This is a genomic window from Avibacterium avium, from assembly GCF_900454535.1.
Lineage (GTDB): Bacteria > Pseudomonadota > Gammaproteobacteria > Enterobacterales > Pasteurellaceae > Avibacterium > Avibacterium avium.
Genome location: NZ_UGSP01000001.1, coordinates 2,146,639 through 2,164,197, shown reverse-complemented (window position 1 = coordinate 2,164,197; position 17,559 = coordinate 2,146,639). Strand labels below are relative to the sequence as shown.

At 41.7% G+C, this 17,559-nt stretch carries 14 protein-coding genes; 11 read left to right on the top strand and 3 right to left on the bottom strand.

The genetic code is table 11. From position 1 onward, the window contains the following. Positions 1 to 22 precede the first annotated feature (22 nt). On the bottom strand, positions 23 to 1,222 hold the full coding sequence (gene hmpA, locus DYC50_RS10370) for an NO-inducible flavohemoprotein (RefSeq protein WP_115250104.1): 1,200 nt from the start codon (positions 1,220 to 1,222) through the stop codon (positions 23 to 25). A 138-nt stretch (positions 1,223 to 1,360) separates the two neighbouring features. Between hmpA and DYC50_RS10365 the strand changes: the two genes are divergently transcribed. From DYC50_RS10365 to clpX, 5 genes are all read left to right on the top strand, one after another. Next, positions 1,361 to 1,798 (top strand): RrF2 family transcriptional regulator, encoded by a 438-nt coding sequence (locus DYC50_RS10365; protein WP_115250103.1) that lies wholly within the window; start codon positions 1,361 to 1,363, stop codon positions 1,796 to 1,798. A gap of 159 nt (positions 1,799 to 1,957) precedes the next feature. Then, on the top strand, positions 1,958 to 2,401 hold the full coding sequence (lysM, locus tag DYC50_RS10360) for a peptidoglycan-binding protein LysM (RefSeq protein WP_103855692.1): 444 nt from the start codon (positions 1,958 to 1,960) through the stop codon (positions 2,399 to 2,401). A 194-nt stretch (positions 2,402 to 2,595) separates the two neighbouring features. Then, entirely contained in the window at positions 2,596 to 3,894 is a 1,299-nt protein-coding gene (gene tig, locus DYC50_RS10355; RefSeq protein ID WP_115250102.1) for a trigger factor, read from the top strand. Between the two features lie 183 nt (positions 3,895 to 4,077). Continuing rightward, positions 4,078 to 4,668 (top strand): ATP-dependent Clp endopeptidase proteolytic subunit ClpP, encoded by a 591-nt coding sequence (clpP, locus tag DYC50_RS10350; RefSeq protein WP_103855701.1) that lies wholly within the window; start codon positions 4,078 to 4,080, stop codon positions 4,666 to 4,668. A gap of 3 nt (positions 4,669 to 4,671) precedes the next feature. Then, positions 4,672 to 5,904 carry an ATP-dependent protease ATP-binding subunit ClpX gene (clpX, locus tag DYC50_RS10345; protein ID WP_115250100.1) on the top strand — a complete coding sequence of 411 codons (1,233 nt, stop codon included), beginning with the start codon at positions 4,672 to 4,674 and terminating at the stop codon, positions 5,902 to 5,904. A gap of 68 nt (positions 5,905 to 5,972) precedes the next feature. On the opposite strand, the gene der is transcribed toward clpX, so the two are convergent. Further along, a complete protein-coding gene (der, locus tag DYC50_RS10340; protein WP_115250099.1) occupies positions 5,973 to 7,502 on the bottom strand; it encodes a ribosome biogenesis GTPase Der in 1,530 nt (509 codons plus the stop codon). Positions 7,503 to 7,797: 295 nt separating this feature from the next. Here der and DYC50_RS10335 point away from each other — a divergent pair, with 295 nt between their 5' ends. The 5 genes from DYC50_RS10335 (at position 7,798) to DYC50_RS10315 (ending at position 13,876) form a co-directional block, all read left to right on the top strand. Beyond that, on the top strand, positions 7,798 to 9,393 hold the full coding sequence (locus tag DYC50_RS10335; RefSeq protein WP_115250098.1) for a lactate permease LctP family transporter: 1,596 nt from the start codon (positions 7,798 to 7,800) through the stop codon (positions 9,391 to 9,393). A 75-nt stretch (positions 9,394 to 9,468) separates the two neighbouring features. Continuing rightward, positions 9,469 to 10,200, top strand: a complete 732-nt coding sequence (locus DYC50_RS10330) for a (Fe-S)-binding protein (protein WP_115250097.1) — start codon at positions 9,469 to 9,471, stop codon at positions 10,198 to 10,200. Position 10,201: 1 nt separating this feature from the next. Further along, a complete protein-coding gene (locus tag DYC50_RS10325; protein WP_115250096.1) occupies positions 10,202 to 11,614 on the top strand; it encodes a LutB/LldF family L-lactate oxidation iron-sulfur protein in 1,413 nt (470 codons plus the stop codon). After that, positions 11,614 to 12,315 (top strand): LutC/YkgG family protein, encoded by a 702-nt coding sequence (locus DYC50_RS10320; RefSeq protein WP_115250095.1) that lies wholly within the window; start codon positions 11,614 to 11,616, stop codon positions 12,313 to 12,315. The genes DYC50_RS10325 and DYC50_RS10320 overlap by 1 nt, the downstream gene beginning before the upstream one ends. Positions 12,316 to 12,535: 220 nt before the next feature. Further along, positions 12,536 to 13,876, top strand: coding sequence for an anaerobic C4-dicarboxylate transporter (locus DYC50_RS10315; RefSeq protein WP_115250094.1), 1,341 nt, complete (start codon positions 12,536 to 12,538; stop codon positions 13,874 to 13,876). An 85-nt stretch (positions 13,877 to 13,961) separates the two neighbouring features. Here the strand turns inward: DYC50_RS10315 and typA are convergent, their stop codons facing one another. After that, positions 13,962 to 15,812, bottom strand: a complete 1,851-nt coding sequence (gene typA / locus DYC50_RS10310; RefSeq protein ID WP_115250093.1) for a translational GTPase TypA — start codon at positions 15,810 to 15,812, stop codon at positions 13,962 to 13,964. Between the two features lie 316 nt (positions 15,813 to 16,128). Between typA and glnA the strand changes: the two genes are divergently transcribed. Beyond that, positions 16,129 to 17,547, top strand: coding sequence for a glutamate--ammonia ligase (gene glnA / locus DYC50_RS10305; RefSeq protein ID WP_115250092.1), 1,419 nt, complete (start codon positions 16,129 to 16,131; stop codon positions 17,545 to 17,547). The last annotated feature ends 12 nt before the right edge of the window (positions 17,548 to 17,559 follow it).

The following is a 17,559-nucleotide window of genomic DNA, read 5'->3' as shown; positions in this document are numbered from 1 at the left end:
TATTTGTGATATTTTCGCTAAATTAGCTTAATTTAATCCCGCCCGTATCAAAGGCTTCAAGATGGATTCGCTCTGCTGGCACACCTAAATCTACTAAAGATTTGTACTGTGCTTGCATAAATGCCATTGGGCCACACAGGTAGTAATCTGCGTCTTTCGGTAAAAGTGCGGTTGGAATTTGGCTTAAATCTAAACGACCTGTGGCGTCTGCTTGCGCATCTTCCACTTCATAAACGGTAAAGGTGCTAACATTTGGATATTGTGCTTTTACCCCATCAACGTGTGCTTTCATTGCGTGTACATCGGCATTACGACAAGCGTGGATAAAGCTCACAGGAGAAGGTACATTTTGCTCTACTAACTGGTTAAGCATTGCAATCATAGGAGTTAAGCCCACACCACCACTGATAAACACATTTGGTTTTTGGCTATCAATTAAGAAGAAGTTGCCTGTTGGCGCAGTGGCTTCAATTTCATCACCCTCATTTAATCCGTGCAAGGTGGTAGAAACCCAGCCGCCTGCTAGCTCACCTTTTGGATCTTCACGTTTTACTGAAATGCGTAAATAGTCTGATTTTGGATTATCAGAAAGGGTATATTGACGCGGCTGTTTTAAGCCTAATTCTGGAACGAAAACACGCACTGAGATATATTGCCCCGCTTTATAAGTTGGCAAATCGCCGCCATCAACAGGCTGCAAATAGAAAGAGGTAATTTCACTGCTTTCTTCTACTTTCTTGGCAATTTTGAATTTACGCCAGCCTAACCAGCTACCTTTAGTTTGCTGATGCTCGTCATAAATGGCTTTTTCTGTGCTAATCAAAATATCCGCTAATTGATTGTAGGCTGCTGTCCAAGCTTCAATTAATGGATCGTCCATTGAAATTTGCAATACCTCACTAATCGAATGAAGTAAGTTGTTGCCCACAATGGCATAATCAGGGGCTTGAATATCAAGACTGACGTGTTTATGCGCCATTAACTCAACTGCTGGCAATAGCACGGCTGGATTTTCAATATTTTCCGCATAAGCTAATACCGCATTCGCTAAAGAACGCGCCTGCGCACCGCTGCGTTGGTGTCCAAGGTTAAACACTTGTTTTAATTCAGGGTGATTGGTGAGCATTCTGTTATAAAAATAAGAAGTGAGCGCAACACCGTTTTCACGTAGCACTGGCACAGTGGCTTTCACTAATTCAATTTGATTTGCTGTTAATGACATAAAAAGTCCTTTTGGTTTATTAAAGATGTATTTAAAATACATCTTTAATGCTAGGCTGGCAAGTGATTATTTATCAATAAGCCATAATCTAGCAAGAAGTGGTGAAATAGACTACAATGCGCCACCTAAGGAGTTGCAATGCAAATTAATAAATTTACTGATTATGGTTTTCGTGTGCTGATCTATCTTGCGCGTCAGCAGGAATGCACGCACACAATCGCTAGCCTTGCTAAGCAACTTCACCTTTCACAAAATCATCTGGTCAAAATCGTCCATTTTATGGCGAAACAACAATGGCTGATTACCAGTCGTGGTAAAGGCGGCGGTATTCGTTTGGCGGAAAGCACATTAGGTTTGCCCTTAGGCGAGATGTTGCGCACCTTACAAGGTGATGTACAGATTGTGAATTGCCTTTCACCGCAATGTACCTTGCACCCCCAATGTCAATTAAAGCATTTGTTAGATAATGCACTGGCACAGTTTTATCAATCGTTAAATCAATATAACTTGGCAATGGTGGTTAATCGCGGCAATTTGAATGACGATCTTTCTATTGCTATTACACAGCTCATTTAATGCTAGCACTTTTTTAGTGACAAAAGTGCGGTGATTTTTTGACGAAAATTGTGAAAAATTTCCTTGTTTTATTAGTAATATCTAGACTTATTTCTGATAATTCGCTAAGGTTATCCCTTAACCTTTTATTCAACATTTACTTAACGTAAGGAGCTAAAAATGGGTTTATTTGATTTTGTTGGCGATATTGGTCGGAAACTTTTCTCTAAAAAAGAAGAAGCCTCGGAAGCCGTGGAAAAACACATTGCGGAAGATAACCCAGGGGTGGAAAATCTTTCTGTTAAAGTGGAAGATGGCGTGGCTAAAATTGAAGGTAATGCGGCCTCTGCGGAAGCCTTAGAAAAAGCGATTTTAATGGCTGGTAATGTGGTAGGCATTAATTCAGTGAATGTTGATGGCGTAGCCATTGAAAACGGTGAAAGCTTAGCGACAGATGAAGAATTTTATGTGATCCAAAAAGGCGATACTCTTTGGAAAATCGCTGAAAAAACCTATGGCAATGGGGCAAAATACACCGCTATCGTTGAAGCCAATAAAGAAGTGATCAAAGATGCGGATAAGATCTTCCCGGGGCAGAAAATTCGTTTACCAAAATCACTTTAATTAACCACACAGCAAAAGCCTTATTCTGTAAGGCTTTTCTTTTTTAGCGTAAAAAATAGCCAGTTGTGGTTTTTTATTTCTCAACATCTCGACTGGCGAGCGTTGTATCGCTATAATTTGGTGTCTTTTTAACTTTTTACTAACGTGTTCGGTGTTAGTGTTCGCCGAGTGCAAATTCATTTTGAGGTAACATAATGTCATTTAATATTGAAACAACTCAAGGTCTTGAGCGTCGTGTAACTATCACCGTTCCTGCTGAAACCGTAGATCAAGCGGTGCGTGAAGAATTAAAACGTGTCGCAAAAAATGCACGCGTAGATGGTTTCCGTAAAGGTAAAGTACCACCACATATTATTGAAAAACGTTTTGGTGCATCTGTGCGTCAAGATGTGTTAGGTGATTTATTACAAAAACACTTCTTCAACGTGCTTGTAGATAGCAAAGTGAATCTTGCTGGTCGTCCAAGTTTCAACGTTGAACAGTTTGAAGCTGGTAAAGATCTTGTTTTCACTGCCACCTTTGAAGTGTATCCAGAAGTAGAATTAAAAGGTTTAGATCAAATCAAAGTAGAAAAACCTGTTGTTGAAATCAGCGAAGCAGACATTGACAAAATGGTTGATGTGTTACGCAAACAACAAGCAACTTGGGAAGAAACTCAAGAGCCAGCAAAAGCTGATGATCGTGTAACTATTGACTTCGTTGGAAGCGTTGATGGCGAAGAATTTGAAGGCGGCAAAGCCACTGATTTCGTATTAGCAATGGGACAAGGCCGAATGATTCCAGGCTTTGAAGAAGGCATTGTTGGACATAAAGCAGGCGAGCAATTTGATATTGATGTAACCTTCCCAGAAGAATATCACGCTGAAAACTTAAAAGGTAAAGCCGCGAAATTTGCCATTACCTTGAAAAAAGTGGAAGTGATGGTATTGCCTGAATTAACTGATGAGTTTGTGGCGAAATTTGGTCCAAACACCAAAACCGTAGCAGATTTACGCGCAGAAATTGCTAAAAATATGCAACGTGAGTTGAAAAATGCTTTAGCCGCGCGCCTTAAAAATCAAGTTGTAGAAGGATTAGTTGAGCAAAATCAAATTGATGTGCCTGCAGCAGCAATTGAACAAGAAATTGACGTATTACGCCAACAAGCCGCACAACGCTTTGGTGGTAATCAGCAACAAGCGGCACAATTACCGCGTGAATTATTTGAAGAGCAAGCAAAACGCCGTGTTCAAGTAGGTTTATTATTAGCGGAAGTGATTGCTTCTAACAAATTAAGCGTTGATGAAGCTAAAGTGAATGCTATGATTGACGAAATTGCTTCAGCTTACGAGCAGCCAGCAGAAGTGGTGGAATATTATAAAAATAACAAAGAGTTAATGAATAATATTCGTAATGCAGTACTTGAAGAACAGGCAGTTGATGCGATTCTTGAGAAAGCACAGGTAACTGAAAAACCAGCATCATTTGATGAAGTAATGAATCCACAAGCATAATTTGCTGTAACTCATTGATTTCAAAGTGCGGTCGTTTTTTTCACAAAAATGACCGCACTTTTGTTATATAATTCACCCTTCAAGTGGCTTGAACTTAACTCAGTGCAAAGCAATGGTTTAAATTCAATTTACTATAACTTTTTATAACCCTTTGATAGAAAAGGAAAACCAATGGAGAATACAATGGCTTTAATTCCTATGGTGGTTGAACAAACCGCGCGTGGCGAACGTTCTTACGATATTTATTCACGCTTATTAAAAGAGCGTATTATTTTTCTAAGCGGTCAAGTTGAGGACAATATGGCGAATTTAATCGTGGCTCAACTGCTGTTTTTAGAATCAGAAAATCCAGATAAAGATATTAGCCTGTATATTAATTCACCGGGCGGTGTGGTAACGGCAGGAATGGCAATTTACGACACAATGCAATTCATCAAACCTGATGTGCGTACCCTATGTATTGGGCAAGCCTGCTCAATGGGAGCATTTTTGTTAGCGGGCGGCGCGCCGGGTAAACGTGCAGCATTGCCAAATGCACGTGTGATGATTCACCAACCGTTAGGTGGCTATCGCGGACAAGCTTCGGATATTCAAATCCACGCACAAGAAATCTTAAAAATTAAACACACCTTAAATGAAAGATTAGCGTTCCACACAGGACAGCCTTTTGAAAAAGTGGAACAAGATACCGATCGTGATAATTTTATGACCGCCGAAGAAGCGAAATTATACGGTTTAATTGATGAAGTATTAGTGAAAAGAGAAACGGAATAAGTTATGACAACAGAACAACAGCTCCATTGCTCAATGTGCGGCAAGAAACGCAGTGAAGTGCAAAAATTGATCGCAGGTGAAGACGGCGCGATTTGTAACGAATGTATCGAGCTTTGCCATAATTTGCTGGTTGATGCCGAAAAGCAAGAGCAAGCGGAAGCAAATCAAACCACAGAATTACCAACCCCACACCAAATTCGCGCCCATTTAGATGATTATGTTATCGGGCAAGATTATGCCAAAAAAGTGCTAGCGGTAGCGGTATATAACCACTATAAACGCCAGCAAGTAGGGTATAAATCTGATGACGTGGAATTAGGTAAAAGTAACATTTTGTTAATTGGCCCAACAGGAAGCGGAAAAACCTTACTCGCGGAAACTTTAGCCAGAACCTTAAATGTGCCTTTCGCAATGGCAGATGCCACCACGCTAACCGAAGCCGGTTATGTGGGGGAAGATGTGGAAAACGTGCTGCAAAAATTATTGCAAAATTGTGATTACGACATCGAAAAAGCAGAAAAAGGCATTATTTACATTGATGAGATTGATAAAATCACGCGTAAATCTGAAAACGCCTCAATCACCCGTGATGTATCAGGGGAAGGCGTGCAACAAGCCTTACTGAAATTAATTGAAGGCACAATTTCTTCCATTCCACCACAAGGCGGACGCAAACATCCACAGCAAGAAATGTTACGCCTTGATACGTCTAAGATCTTGTTTATTTGTGGTGGCGCGTTTGCAGGCTTAGAAAAAATCGTAGAAAAACGTGTTCACGTTGGCAGTGGCATCGGTTTTGGTGCGGAAGTAAAAGGGCAGAACGATAAAGCCACACTGACCGAATTATTCACGCAAGTTGAGCCAGATGATTTAATGAAATTTGGCTTAATTCCAGAGTTTATCGGACGTTTGCCTGTGATCGCACCGCTTGCAGAATTAGATGAAGAAGCCCTGATTCAAATTCTTACCGAGCCGAAAAATGCTCTCACCAAGCAATACCAAGCTCTGTTTGGGTTTGAAGATGTTACTCTTGAATTTACGCGCGAAGCCTTAGTGGCAATGGCGAAGAAAGCGTTAGAACGTAAAACAGGCGCACGCGGCTTGCGTTCTATCGTAGAAGGATTGTTGCTTGACACAATGTATGACTTACCATCAATCGAAAATCTTGAAAAAGTGATTATTGATGAAAATACCGTTGTGGATAATGAACCACCGAAAATGGTGTTTCGCAGTTAATTTCATTTACTAACAAAAAAGTGCGGTAATTTTTACCGCACTTTTTTTATCGCAATTATCAGCCAATTTTATTTCTTCGATTTTTTGATAAACTTCATCAAACGTTTACGCTTACGCAGCTGATTTGGCGTGAGTTTATTGCGTTTGCCCGAGAATGGATTGCTGCCTTCTTGGAAAATCAAACGAATTGGAGAGCCAATAATTTTCAGGCTGCGGCGATAATAGTTTGATAAATAGCGTTTATAGCTATCTGGCAAGCGGTCAATTTGGTTGCCGTGTACCACAATAATTGGCGGATTATAACCACCAGGGTGGGCGTATTTCAATTTAATACGGCGACCGCTAACCATTGGCGGTTGATGTTCATCTGTTGCCATTTGTAGAATACGCGTGAGCATTGACGTTGTCATTTTTTGCGTGGCGCAAGCATAGGCTTCTTTAATGGAATCAAACAGATTGCCCACACCACTGCCGTGCAAGGCAGAAATAAAATGGACGCGAGCAAAATCAATGAAGTCTAAACGGCGATCTAATTCTGATTTCACACGATCTTTCACTTCTTGATCTAAGCCGTCCCACTTGTTCACCACAATTACTAAAGAACGTCCTGCATTGAGGATAAAGCCGAGCAAGGAAAGATCTTGATCGGAAATGCCTTCACGCGCATCAATGGTGAGTAGCACGACATTGGCTTCTTGAATGGCTTGTAAGGTTTTGATCACAGAGAATTTTTCTACCGTCAAATGCACCTTACCGCGTTTACGCACGCCCGCGGTGTCGATAATGGTGTAATGCTGACCATCACGTTCCATTGGAATGGAAATACTATCACGCGTTGTGCCGGGGAGATCGTAAACCACCACGCGATCTTCGCCTAAAATGCGGTTAGTAAGGGTGGATTTCCCTACGTTCGGACGGCCTACAATGGCAATTTTGATGTTTTGCTCTTGTTCGCTTTCTTCTTCCGCAAGGGCTTCATCTAATAGCTGGCCATCTTCTTCGTTATTAAAATCAAATTCGTGATCCCATTCATCTTCTTGATTTTCTTCGTTATTTTGTACCGCACTTTGGTTTTGCTCGGCCTCTTTTTCGGAATTTTGCTCAGCAAGTGGCGCAAGCACTTGTTCCATTAAGGCATTTACGCCACGGCCTTGCGAGGCGGCGATTTGAACCACTTCGCCTAAACCAAGCTGATAAAATTCCGCACAATGGGAATCCGCGTCAATACCGTCTGTTTTATTGGCAACCAGCACGGTGGTTTTGTTTTGGCGTTGGCGTAAATATTGGGCTATGCCAATATCGGCGGAAGTCAGCCCTGCGCGTGCGTCCACCAGAAATAACACGATGTCTGCTTCTTCAATGGCAAGCAAGGATTGCTCTGCCATTTTTTCTTCTACGCCTTCTTCTGTACCGTCAATACCGCCAGTGTCAATTACGATAAAATCATAGCCAGCAATATTGGCTTGGCCATATTTGCGATCGCGAGTTAAGCCAGGGAAATCGGCAACAAGGGCATCACGGGTGCGCGTTAGGCGATTAAATAAGGTTGATTTTCCCACATTTGGGCGACCCACAAGGGCAACTACGGGAGTTGTCATAAAAACCTCTATATTCGTTAGGGCAAATTTTCTTTCACTGCAAAAGCAAAGTGCGGTGAAAAAATAATAAGTTTTTTGCAAAATTGGCTAATTATAGCGGATTTTGCCCTTAATGAGAAATGACTTCTCAGACTGGCTAAAGGCTAACCATAAGGAAGTATTTTTAGCGAAATGTTAAAATTTTTTGTGATCGCTGTCATAATTTCTTAACAAATGTTTTACTAAAACGTTTAAATCAGCATAGAATGGCGCTCTCATTTAAGTCATAACATTAATTATTGATGGAGTAGTTTGTATGGCTCTTTTTCTTAGTATTTTTCCGATTGTTTTATTAATTTATTTAATGGTAAAACGCAATGCGTTGCCATCTTATGTTGCATTGCCGTGGATTGCGGTAGTGGTGTTAATTATTCAATTTATTTTCTTTGGCACAGATATTTCTATCGTGAGTGCCAATGTAACAGCCGCATTGGTGGCGGTTCAAACGCCAATTACGGTAATTTTCGGTGCGATTTTATTTAACCGTTTTTCTGAAATCTCAGGTGCAACGAATACGTTGCGTAAGTGGTTAGGTAATATTAATCCAAACCCTGTTGCACAAATTATGATTATCGGTTGGGCATTTGCCTTTATGATTGAAGGGGCGAGTGGCTTCGGAACGCCAGCAGCGATCGCTGCGCCGATCTTAGTGGGCTTAGGCTTTCCGCCATTAAAAGTGGCAATGCTTGCCTTAATTATGAACTCTGTACCGGTTTCCTTTGGGGCAGTAGGGACGCCAACTTGGTTTGGTTTTGGCCCATTAAATTTAACGGATAACCAAATTCTTGAAATCGGTTCAATGTCAGCGCTTATTCACTCCTTTGCTGCATTAATTATTCCATTAATGGCGTTGCGTTTAATCGTAGGCTGGAGCGAAATTCGTAAAAACCTTGTGTTTATTTATATCAGCATTTTCGCTTGTGTTGTGCCTTATTTCTTATTGGCCCAAGTGAACTATGAGTTCCCATCATTAGTGGGTGGTGCAATTGGTTTATTGGTGTCTGTGTTTGTAGCAAATAAAGGCATTGGTTTAGCCAAAGTAGAAAATAACCTTGACGATAACGCAGTAAGCACAGGGCAAGTAGTGAAAGCTTTATTGCCAACAGGGTTATTAATTGCGATTTTAATTGTGACACGTTTACAACAATTGCCATTCAAGGCAATGATGAATGATGCGACAACTTGGTTTAGCGTACAATTAGGCTCATTAGGTTTATTTGAAATTAGCCACGGTTTAATTTTCAGCTTAAAACAAATTTTCGGTACATCGGTGAATGCAAGCTATAAATTGCTTTATGTGCCAGCATTAATTCCATTCGTGGTAACAGTATTAATCTCAATTCCATTGTTCGCATTATCTGCAAGCAAAACCAAAGATATTTTTATGGGCAGCTTAAGACAAACTCGCAACCCATTCTTAGCCCTTGTTGGTGCGTTAATTATGGTGAACTTGATGCTTGTGGGTGGCGATAATTCAATGGTGAAAATTATCGGTAGAAGTTTTGCGGAAGCCACAGGAGAATATTGGACATTATTTGCGTCTTACTTAGGGGCAGTGGGTGCGTTCTTCTCGGGTTCAAACACCGTTTCTAACTTAACCTTTGGTAGCGTTCAGCTTTCCACTGCGGAAATTACTGGTCTTTCTGCGACCCTTGTTCTTGCCCTGCAATCTGTTGGTGGTGCAATGGGGAATATGGTGTGTATCAACAACATCGTTGCGGTAAGCTCGGTATTAAATATTGATAAACAAGAAGGCACAATCATTAAGAAAACCATCGTTCCAATGATCGTTTATGGTATTATTGCCGCACTTGTTGCACTCTTTATTATTCCACTTTTCTTTAACGTTTAGTGTGAATTATTACAAATCAGGCAGAGGCAACTTTGCCTGATTTCTCATTTCTATTTGATTATGTTGGAGTAATTTATGAACGTAAATTTTTACGTTACTTGTATCGCTGATGTGGTAAAAGCCGGCGTTGCAAAAAACACCGTATTATTACTAGAAAAGCTTGGCTGTAATATCGTTTTCCTTGAAAAACAAGGTTGCTGCGGTCAGCCTTCTCTGAACAGTGGTTATACCAAACAAGCCTTAGCTGGAATGAAAAACTTGGTAGAAACCTTTGAAGTCAATGATTATCCGATCGTTGCCCCTGCGGGTTCTTGTGTTTACGCGATTAAAACCTATCCTGAATATTTTAACCGTTTTGATGAGCCAGAATGGGCAGAACGCGCGCAGAAAGTGGCTGATCGTTTTTATGATTTAACGGATTTTATCGTCAATAAATTAGGCGTAACCAATGTGGGCGCGACTTTAACAGGAAAAGCAGTATATCACCCATCTTGTAGCTTAAGCCGTAAATTAGGCATTGTGAACGAGCCTTTAGCCTTATTACAAAATGTGAAAGGGCTAGAATTATTGCCAATTCACAACCAAACAACCTGTTGCGGTTTTGGTGGAACATTCTCGGTGAAAATGGCGGAAATTTCTGGCGAAATGGTAACTGAAAAAGTGGAACATATCACGGAAGTTCACCCTGATTATTTAATTGGAGCTGATGTAAGCTGTTTGCTCAACATTGGCGGACGTTTAAGTCGTGAAGGCAAAAAAGTGAAAGTGATGCACATTGCCGAAGTATTAATGCAGGAGGGAAAATAAGATGTCATTAAAAACCAGCAATCTTGCATTTAAAAAACGTGTGGATAATGAAATTCACAACGACATTATGCGTAAAGCCATTGTAATGGCTCAAGAACGCATTGGCACAAATCGCCAAAAAATGGTGGACGAACTTGGTCATTGGGAAGAATGGCGTGATGAGGCAAAACATATTCGTAACCACGTTTTAGCCAATCTTGATGCCTATTTATATCAATTAAGCGAAAAAGTGATGGAAAATGGCGGAAAAGTGTATTTTGCTGAAACCGCAGAAGATGCCACCAACTATATTCGCCAAGTTGCCCTTGAGAAAAATGCCAAAAAAATCGTGAAATCCAAATCAATGGTCACCGAAGAAATTGGTATGAACGAAGTGCTGGAAGCCGAAGGTATCAAGGTGATTGAAACGGATTTAGGGGAATATATCCTACAAATTGCCGGTGATCGCCCTTCTCATATTGTTGTGCCAGCCATTCACAAAGATCGCCATCAAATCCGTAAAGATTTACACGAAAAATTAGGCTATGACGGCCCAGAAACGCCAGAAGCAATGACTTTGTTCATTCGTGAAAAAATTCGTCAAGATTTCTTAGAAGCTGACATCGGCGTGAGTGGGTGTAACTTTGCCGTGCCAGAAACGGGCAGCCTCTGCTTGGTTACCAACGAAGGAAACTTACGTCTTGCCACCACTGTGCCAAAAACGCACATTGCAGTAATGGGAATGGAGCGTATTGCCCCCACTTTTGAAGAAGTGGACGTGTTAATCACAATGCTTGCCAGAAGTGCCGTAGGAGCAAAATTAACTGGTTATAACACTTGGCTCACCGGCCCACGTCTTGCTGGTGAAACGGACGGTCCTGAAGAATTCCATTTGGTTATCGTGGATAACGGGCGTTCTAAAATTCTCGAAAGCGAATTTAAAGAAGTATTGCGTTGTATCCGTTGTGGCGCGTGTTTAAATACTTGCCCAGCCTATCGCCAAATTGGTGGACACGGCTATGGATCAATTTATCCCGGCCCAATCGGATCGGTGATTTCACCATTATTAGGCGGTTATGAAGACTTCAAAGAATTGCCGTATGCCTGCTCGTTATGTACTGCCTGTAACTCCGTTTGCCCAGTGAAAATTCCATTGGCACAGCTCATCTTAAAACACCGTGAGCATATTGCCCAAAGTGGTATGACACCAACCGCAGAGCGTTTATCTATCTTTGGTTTCAACTTTGCTAACTCTCACCCAACCTTATGGAAAGTGGGCGTGAATGTGGGTGCGAAAGTGGCAAGCAAATTCATCAAAAATGGTAAAGCACCGCTTGAATTTGGCGCATTGGCCGAATGGACAAAAGCACGCGATCTGCCAAGTGCTGATGGCGAAAGTTTCCGTGAATGGTTTAACAAAAGAGAGGCAAAATAATGGACGCACAAAATAGAGAAAACTTCCTAAACAAACTTGCGGAACGAATGGGGCGTCCACGCCAGCTTGTGCCAGAGCCAATGCCTGCGCCGTTAAATGATTACGCCACAACGCGTTTAACCGATCTTGATCCGCAAGCCTTATGCCAAACTTTTATTGAATCGGCAAAAGCAATGATGGTTGATGTGATCGAAACTAACGAAGCGGAAGCCAAAAGTGCGGTGCTTTCTGCCTGCGAAAAATATGGCGGTGGGCCAATTATCCTTACAGGTGATGAACGCTTAGAGCAACTTGGCATTACACAAGATGTACAAGCCAATTATGATGCGGATATTTGGTTACCGCAAAATGGCGAAGAAAACTTAAAACACGCAGAACAAGCCAATATCGGCATTAACTATGCGGAATATGGCTTGGCTGAATCAGGTGGTGTCGTGCTATTTTCGGGTAAAGACAAAGGCCGTTCAGTGAGCTTATTGCCAGAAAAATCCATTGTGGTGGTGCGTAAAAGCCTTGTTTTACCGCGTGTGGCACAGCTTGCCAAAATTCTGCACGACAAAGCCGTGTTAGGGGAAAGAATGCCATCTTGCGTAAACATCATCTCAGGCCCAAGTTCCACTGCGGATATTGAGCTAGTTAAAGTGGTCGGCGTACACGGCCCGACAACCAAAGTGTATGTAGTGATTGACGATCTTGCTTAATCGCGACTGAACGATGATAACAAGCCGAATGGATTTCCGTTCGGCTTTTTTATTGGGCTGTTTTAGCGAAAAAGTGCGGTGGTTTTTTTGTAATTTTTGCTCGCAAAATTTGATTTAGGTAACATTTTCATCAAATAATTCCGCTGATAATATTGTAGAAAATTGTAAATAAAGTATGATTGCTAACGGAAATTTTTATAACTCATTTTAGGGATAGACTATGCTTTATTTAGAATTTTTGTTTCTATTATTAATGCTTTATATCGGTAGCCGATACGGTGGTATTGGTTTGGGAGTGGTATCGGGAATTGGCTTGGCAATTGAAGTTTTCGTGTTGCGTATGCCATTAGGAAAAGCCCCGATTGATGTAATGCTGATCATCTTAGCCGTGGTAACCTGTGCTTCCGTATTAGAAGCGGCGGGTGGGCTGAAATTTATGCTGCAAGTGGCGGAAAAAATTCTGCGTAATAATCCGAAACGGGTTACCTTGCTTGGGCCATTGGTAACCTATTTAATGACCTTTATGCTCGGAACAGGCCATTCTGTGTATTCTATTATGCCGATCATTGGTGATGTGGCATTGAAAAATAAAATTCGTCCAGAACGCCCAATGGCAGCAGCTTCCGTGGCATCGCAATTGGCGATTACTTCTAGCCCATTATCTGCGGCCGTGGTGTTTTATTTAGGCCGTATCACGGAGTTACCGGGATTCGATCACATCAGCCTGTTAGATATTATTTGCGTAACTGTGCCAGCAACCTTAGCGGGAACTATCGCCTTATCGCTTTATAGTATGCGCCGTGGTAAAGAACTTGATCAAGATCCAGAATATCAACGCCGTTTGCAAGATCCAATTTGGCGTGAACGTATTTTAAATACCACTAGCACCACTTTAAATGAAACCTTGCCACCAGCAGCGAAACAATCGGTTTATTTATTCTTATTAGCCCTTGTTGTGATTGTATTAATCGCAATGTTCCCAGAAATTCGTACGGTTGGCGTGGGTGAAAAAATCAAACCGATTTCAATGTCTTACATCATTCAAATGATGATGCTGTGTTTTGGTGGGATTATTTTATTGGTCACTAAAACCAATCCGCAAATCGTGCCAAATGGCGTGGTGTTTAAATCAGGTATGGTGGCAGCCATCGCGATTTTCGGGATTGCGTGGATGAGTGATACTTACTTCAAATTCGCAATGCCACAATTTAAAGCTGGCATTACCGAAATGGTAAGCACTTACCCTTGGACATTCGCCTTTGCATTGTTTGCTGTTTCCGTGGTGATTAACAGCCAAGCTGCCACCGCAGTGATGATGTTGCCTGTGGGAATTGGTCTAGGCTTACCAGCGCCATTATTAGTGGGCTTAATGCCAGCCACTTACGGTTATTTCTTCATTCCAAATTATCCGTCAGACATCGCAACGGTGAACTTTGACGTAACAGGGACAACCAAAATTGGGAAATACTACTTCAACCACAGCTTTATGGTGCCGGGTTTAATCGGTGTTGTTGTAGCTTGTACGGTAGGTTATTTAATGGCAGAAATTGTGATTAGATAATTGTGATGGATAATAAAAGTGCGGTGGAAATTTGCTAAAAATTCAGCAAAAAAAACACCGCACTTTTTATTAGGAATAATCAGAATTAATGAGTACTTGTGCTAGTTGTTGTACGGCTAGCGCGTTTGCGTTCCATTTCAGTGAGTAATTTCTTACGGATACGCACTGATGTTGGGGTAACTTCCACTAATTCGTCATCATCAATAAATTCAATGGCTTGCTCAAGAGAGAAACGCACAGGCGTGGTTAGCGCGATAGCATCGTCTTTTCCTGAAGCACGCATATTGGTGAGTTTTTTCCCTTGTAAGCAGTTTACCGTTAAATCGTTTGAACGGCTGTGAATACCGATGATTTGTCCTTCATACACTTCCACACCGTGATCGATCATTAGCTTACCACGTTCTTGCAAGCCCCATAGCGCATAAGCAAGGGCTTTGCCCGTACCGTTAGAAATCAACACGCCGTTTTTGCGCTGACCGATTTCACCTGGTTTTACATCGTCATAATGGCTGAATGTGGAGTAGAGTAAGCCTGTTCCTGAGGTCATTGTCATAAATTCATTACGGAAACCGATTAAACCACGGCTTGGGATAATGTATTCTAAACGGGTGCGTCCTTTGCCGTCTGGAATCATATCTTTCACTTCACCCTTACGGATACCCAAGGCTTCCATCACCGCACCTTGATGTTGTTCTTCAATATCAATGGTTACTTGCTCGAATGGCTCTTGTTTGCGACCGTCTTCTTCTTTAAAGATAACTTTCGGACGCGATACCGCAAGCTCATAGCCTTCACGGCGCATATTTTCGATTAATACAGAAAGGTGCAATTCACCACGTCCTGAAACACGGAATTCATCTGGGTTTTGGGTTTCTTCTACACGCAATGCCACATTATGTACAAGCTCTTTGTTTAAACGCTCTAAAATTTGGCGTGAAGTGACGAATTTCCCTTCTTTACCACAGAATGGAGAAGTATTTACGCAGAAGAACATCGTTACCGTTGGTTCATCAACGCTCAAGGCTGGTAAGGCTTCTACATTGTTTACATCACAAATGGTGTCAGAAATATTGAGTTCGCCTAAACCGGTGATCGCCACAATATCCCCCGCTTGTGCAAGATCTTCTTCATAGCGTTGTAAACCTAAATGACCTAACACTTGGCCGATTTTGCCGTTGCGTGTTTTGCCTTCGCTATCAATAATGGTTACCGTTTGGTTTGGTTTTACTGTACCACGTTTGATACGACCAATCCCGATTACGCCTACATAGTTGCTGTAATCAAGCTGGGAAATTTGCATTTGGAATGGCGCATCAAGTTCCACTTTTGGCGGCTCAACGTGTTGTACAATGGCTTCAAATAATGGCGTCATATCTTGAGCCATATCTTCGTGTTCTAAGCCCGCTACACCATTTAACGCAGAAGCGTAAATAATAGGGAAGTCGAGCTGCTCATCAGTTGCGCCAAGATTCACGAATAAATCGAACACTTGATCCACCACCCAATCAGGGCGTGCGCCTGGTCTGTCCACTTTGTTAATTACCACGATAGGTTTTAAGCCGTGGGCGAAAGCTTTTTGCGTTACGAAACGGGTTTGTGGCATTGGGCCGTCAAAGGCATCCACCACTAACAATACGCTATCCACCATAGAAAGCACGCGTTCTACTTCACCACCAAAATCGGCGTGTCCTGGGGTATCTACAATATTTATACGGTAATCGTTCCAGTTAATTGCGGTATTTTTTGCAAGAATGGTAATGCCACGTTCTTTCTCAAGATCATTGGAATCCATCACGCGTTCGTCAGCATCTGCACGGCTTGCTTCAAGGGTGCCTGACTGCTGTAATAATTTATCAACAAGCGTGGTTTTTCCGTGGTCAACGTGAGCAATAATTGCGATGTTACGCAATTTGTTAATATCAATGGTATCTGTCATTTGAAAAGTCTTTTGTTATCAATAATGATGTTTGAATAATGTGCAATGTTGTTCGTAAGATTGCACGAAAAGGTCGCAGATTATACAACGTTTTCCTATGTTGAGCTATGAATAATTGGAAATAAGTCGATTTCTTATCTTTTAGAGAGAATTTCATCAAGTGCGGAGTAAAAATTCATGATTTTTTTACCGCACTTGAGTGAAATTAAAATCACGCTCGCCCCTTGAATTTTGCAGGTGATGTGATATTTTAGCCAGCGTGCATCAAGCACACAGCATCTCAACTCTAGCAATCATATTTATGAGGATTATCACTATGTCAAATGAAGCGGCCGTTGCCAATGTGTTTAAGTTAATCGAAGAAAATGACATTAAGTTTGTTCTTCTTCGCTTTACCGATATTAAAGGAAAAGAGCACGGCGTATCCTTACCAGTCAGCCTAATTGATGAAGATTTATTTGAAGACGGTAAAATGTTTGACGGCTCATCAGTGGAGGGGTGGAAAGCCATTAATAAAGCAGATATGCTATTAATGCCAATCGCTGAAACCGCCGTAGTAGATCCTTTCGCACAAATCCCAACCTTATCCCTTCGTTGCAGTATTTATGAACCAACCACAATGCAAAGCTATGATCGCGATCCACGTTCTATTGCGATCCGAGCGGAAAATTATATGCGCTCAACAGGCATTGCAGATGATGTGTTTTTCGGCCCAGAACCTGAGTTTTTCTTATTTGATGATGTACGTTTTGGTTCGGCAATGAATGGCAATTCTTATGTGGTCGATGATATTGAGGGCGCGTGGAATACCAACAAAATTTATGAAGGCGGCAACAATGGTTATCGTCCACTCACCAAAGGCGGTTATTGTGCGGTTGCGCCAAATGATACCGCGCACGATATTCGTTCAGAAATGTGCTTATTGCTAGAAGAAATGGGCTTGGTGATTGAAGCGCACCACCACGAAGTGGCCACCGCTGGACAAAATGAAATTGCCACCAAATTTAACTCGCTCACCTTAAAAGCAGACGAAACGCAAATTTATAAATATGTGGTGCAAAATGTGGCGGCAGAACACGGCAAAACCGCCTGCTTTATGCCAAAACCCATCACTGGCGATAATGGCTCAGGAATGCACTGTAATATGTCCTTAAGCAAAGACGGCAAAAATATCTTCCAAGGGGATAAATACGCAGGGCTTTCTGAAACCGCACTTTACTACATTGGCGGGATCATCAAACACGCCAAAGCCTTGAATGCCTTTACTAACCCTTCAACCAACTCATACAAACGCTTAGTACCGGGCTTTGAAGCGCCTGTATTATTAGCTTACTCAGCAAGTAACCGCTCTGCGTCAATCCGTATTCCAGCGGTAACCAGCCCGAAAGCGATTCGTATTGAAGCGCGTTTCCCTGATCCAATGGCAAACCCATATTTAGCTTTCTCGGCATTATTAATGGCAGGCTTAGATGGCATTGTGAACAAAATTCACCCAGGCGATGCAATGGATAAAAACCTGTATGATTTACCGCCAGAAGAATTAAAAGAAATTCCAGCCGTAGCAGGATCATTGGAAGAAGCATTAAACGCATTGGAAAAAGATTACGAATTCTTGACCCAAGGCGGCGTGTTCAGCAAAGAATTTGTTGATGCCTTTATTGCGATTAAACGCAAAGAAGTGGAACGCTTAAATATGACCCCACACCCAGTGGAATTTGAAATGTATTATGCGTAAAAGCAAATAAAA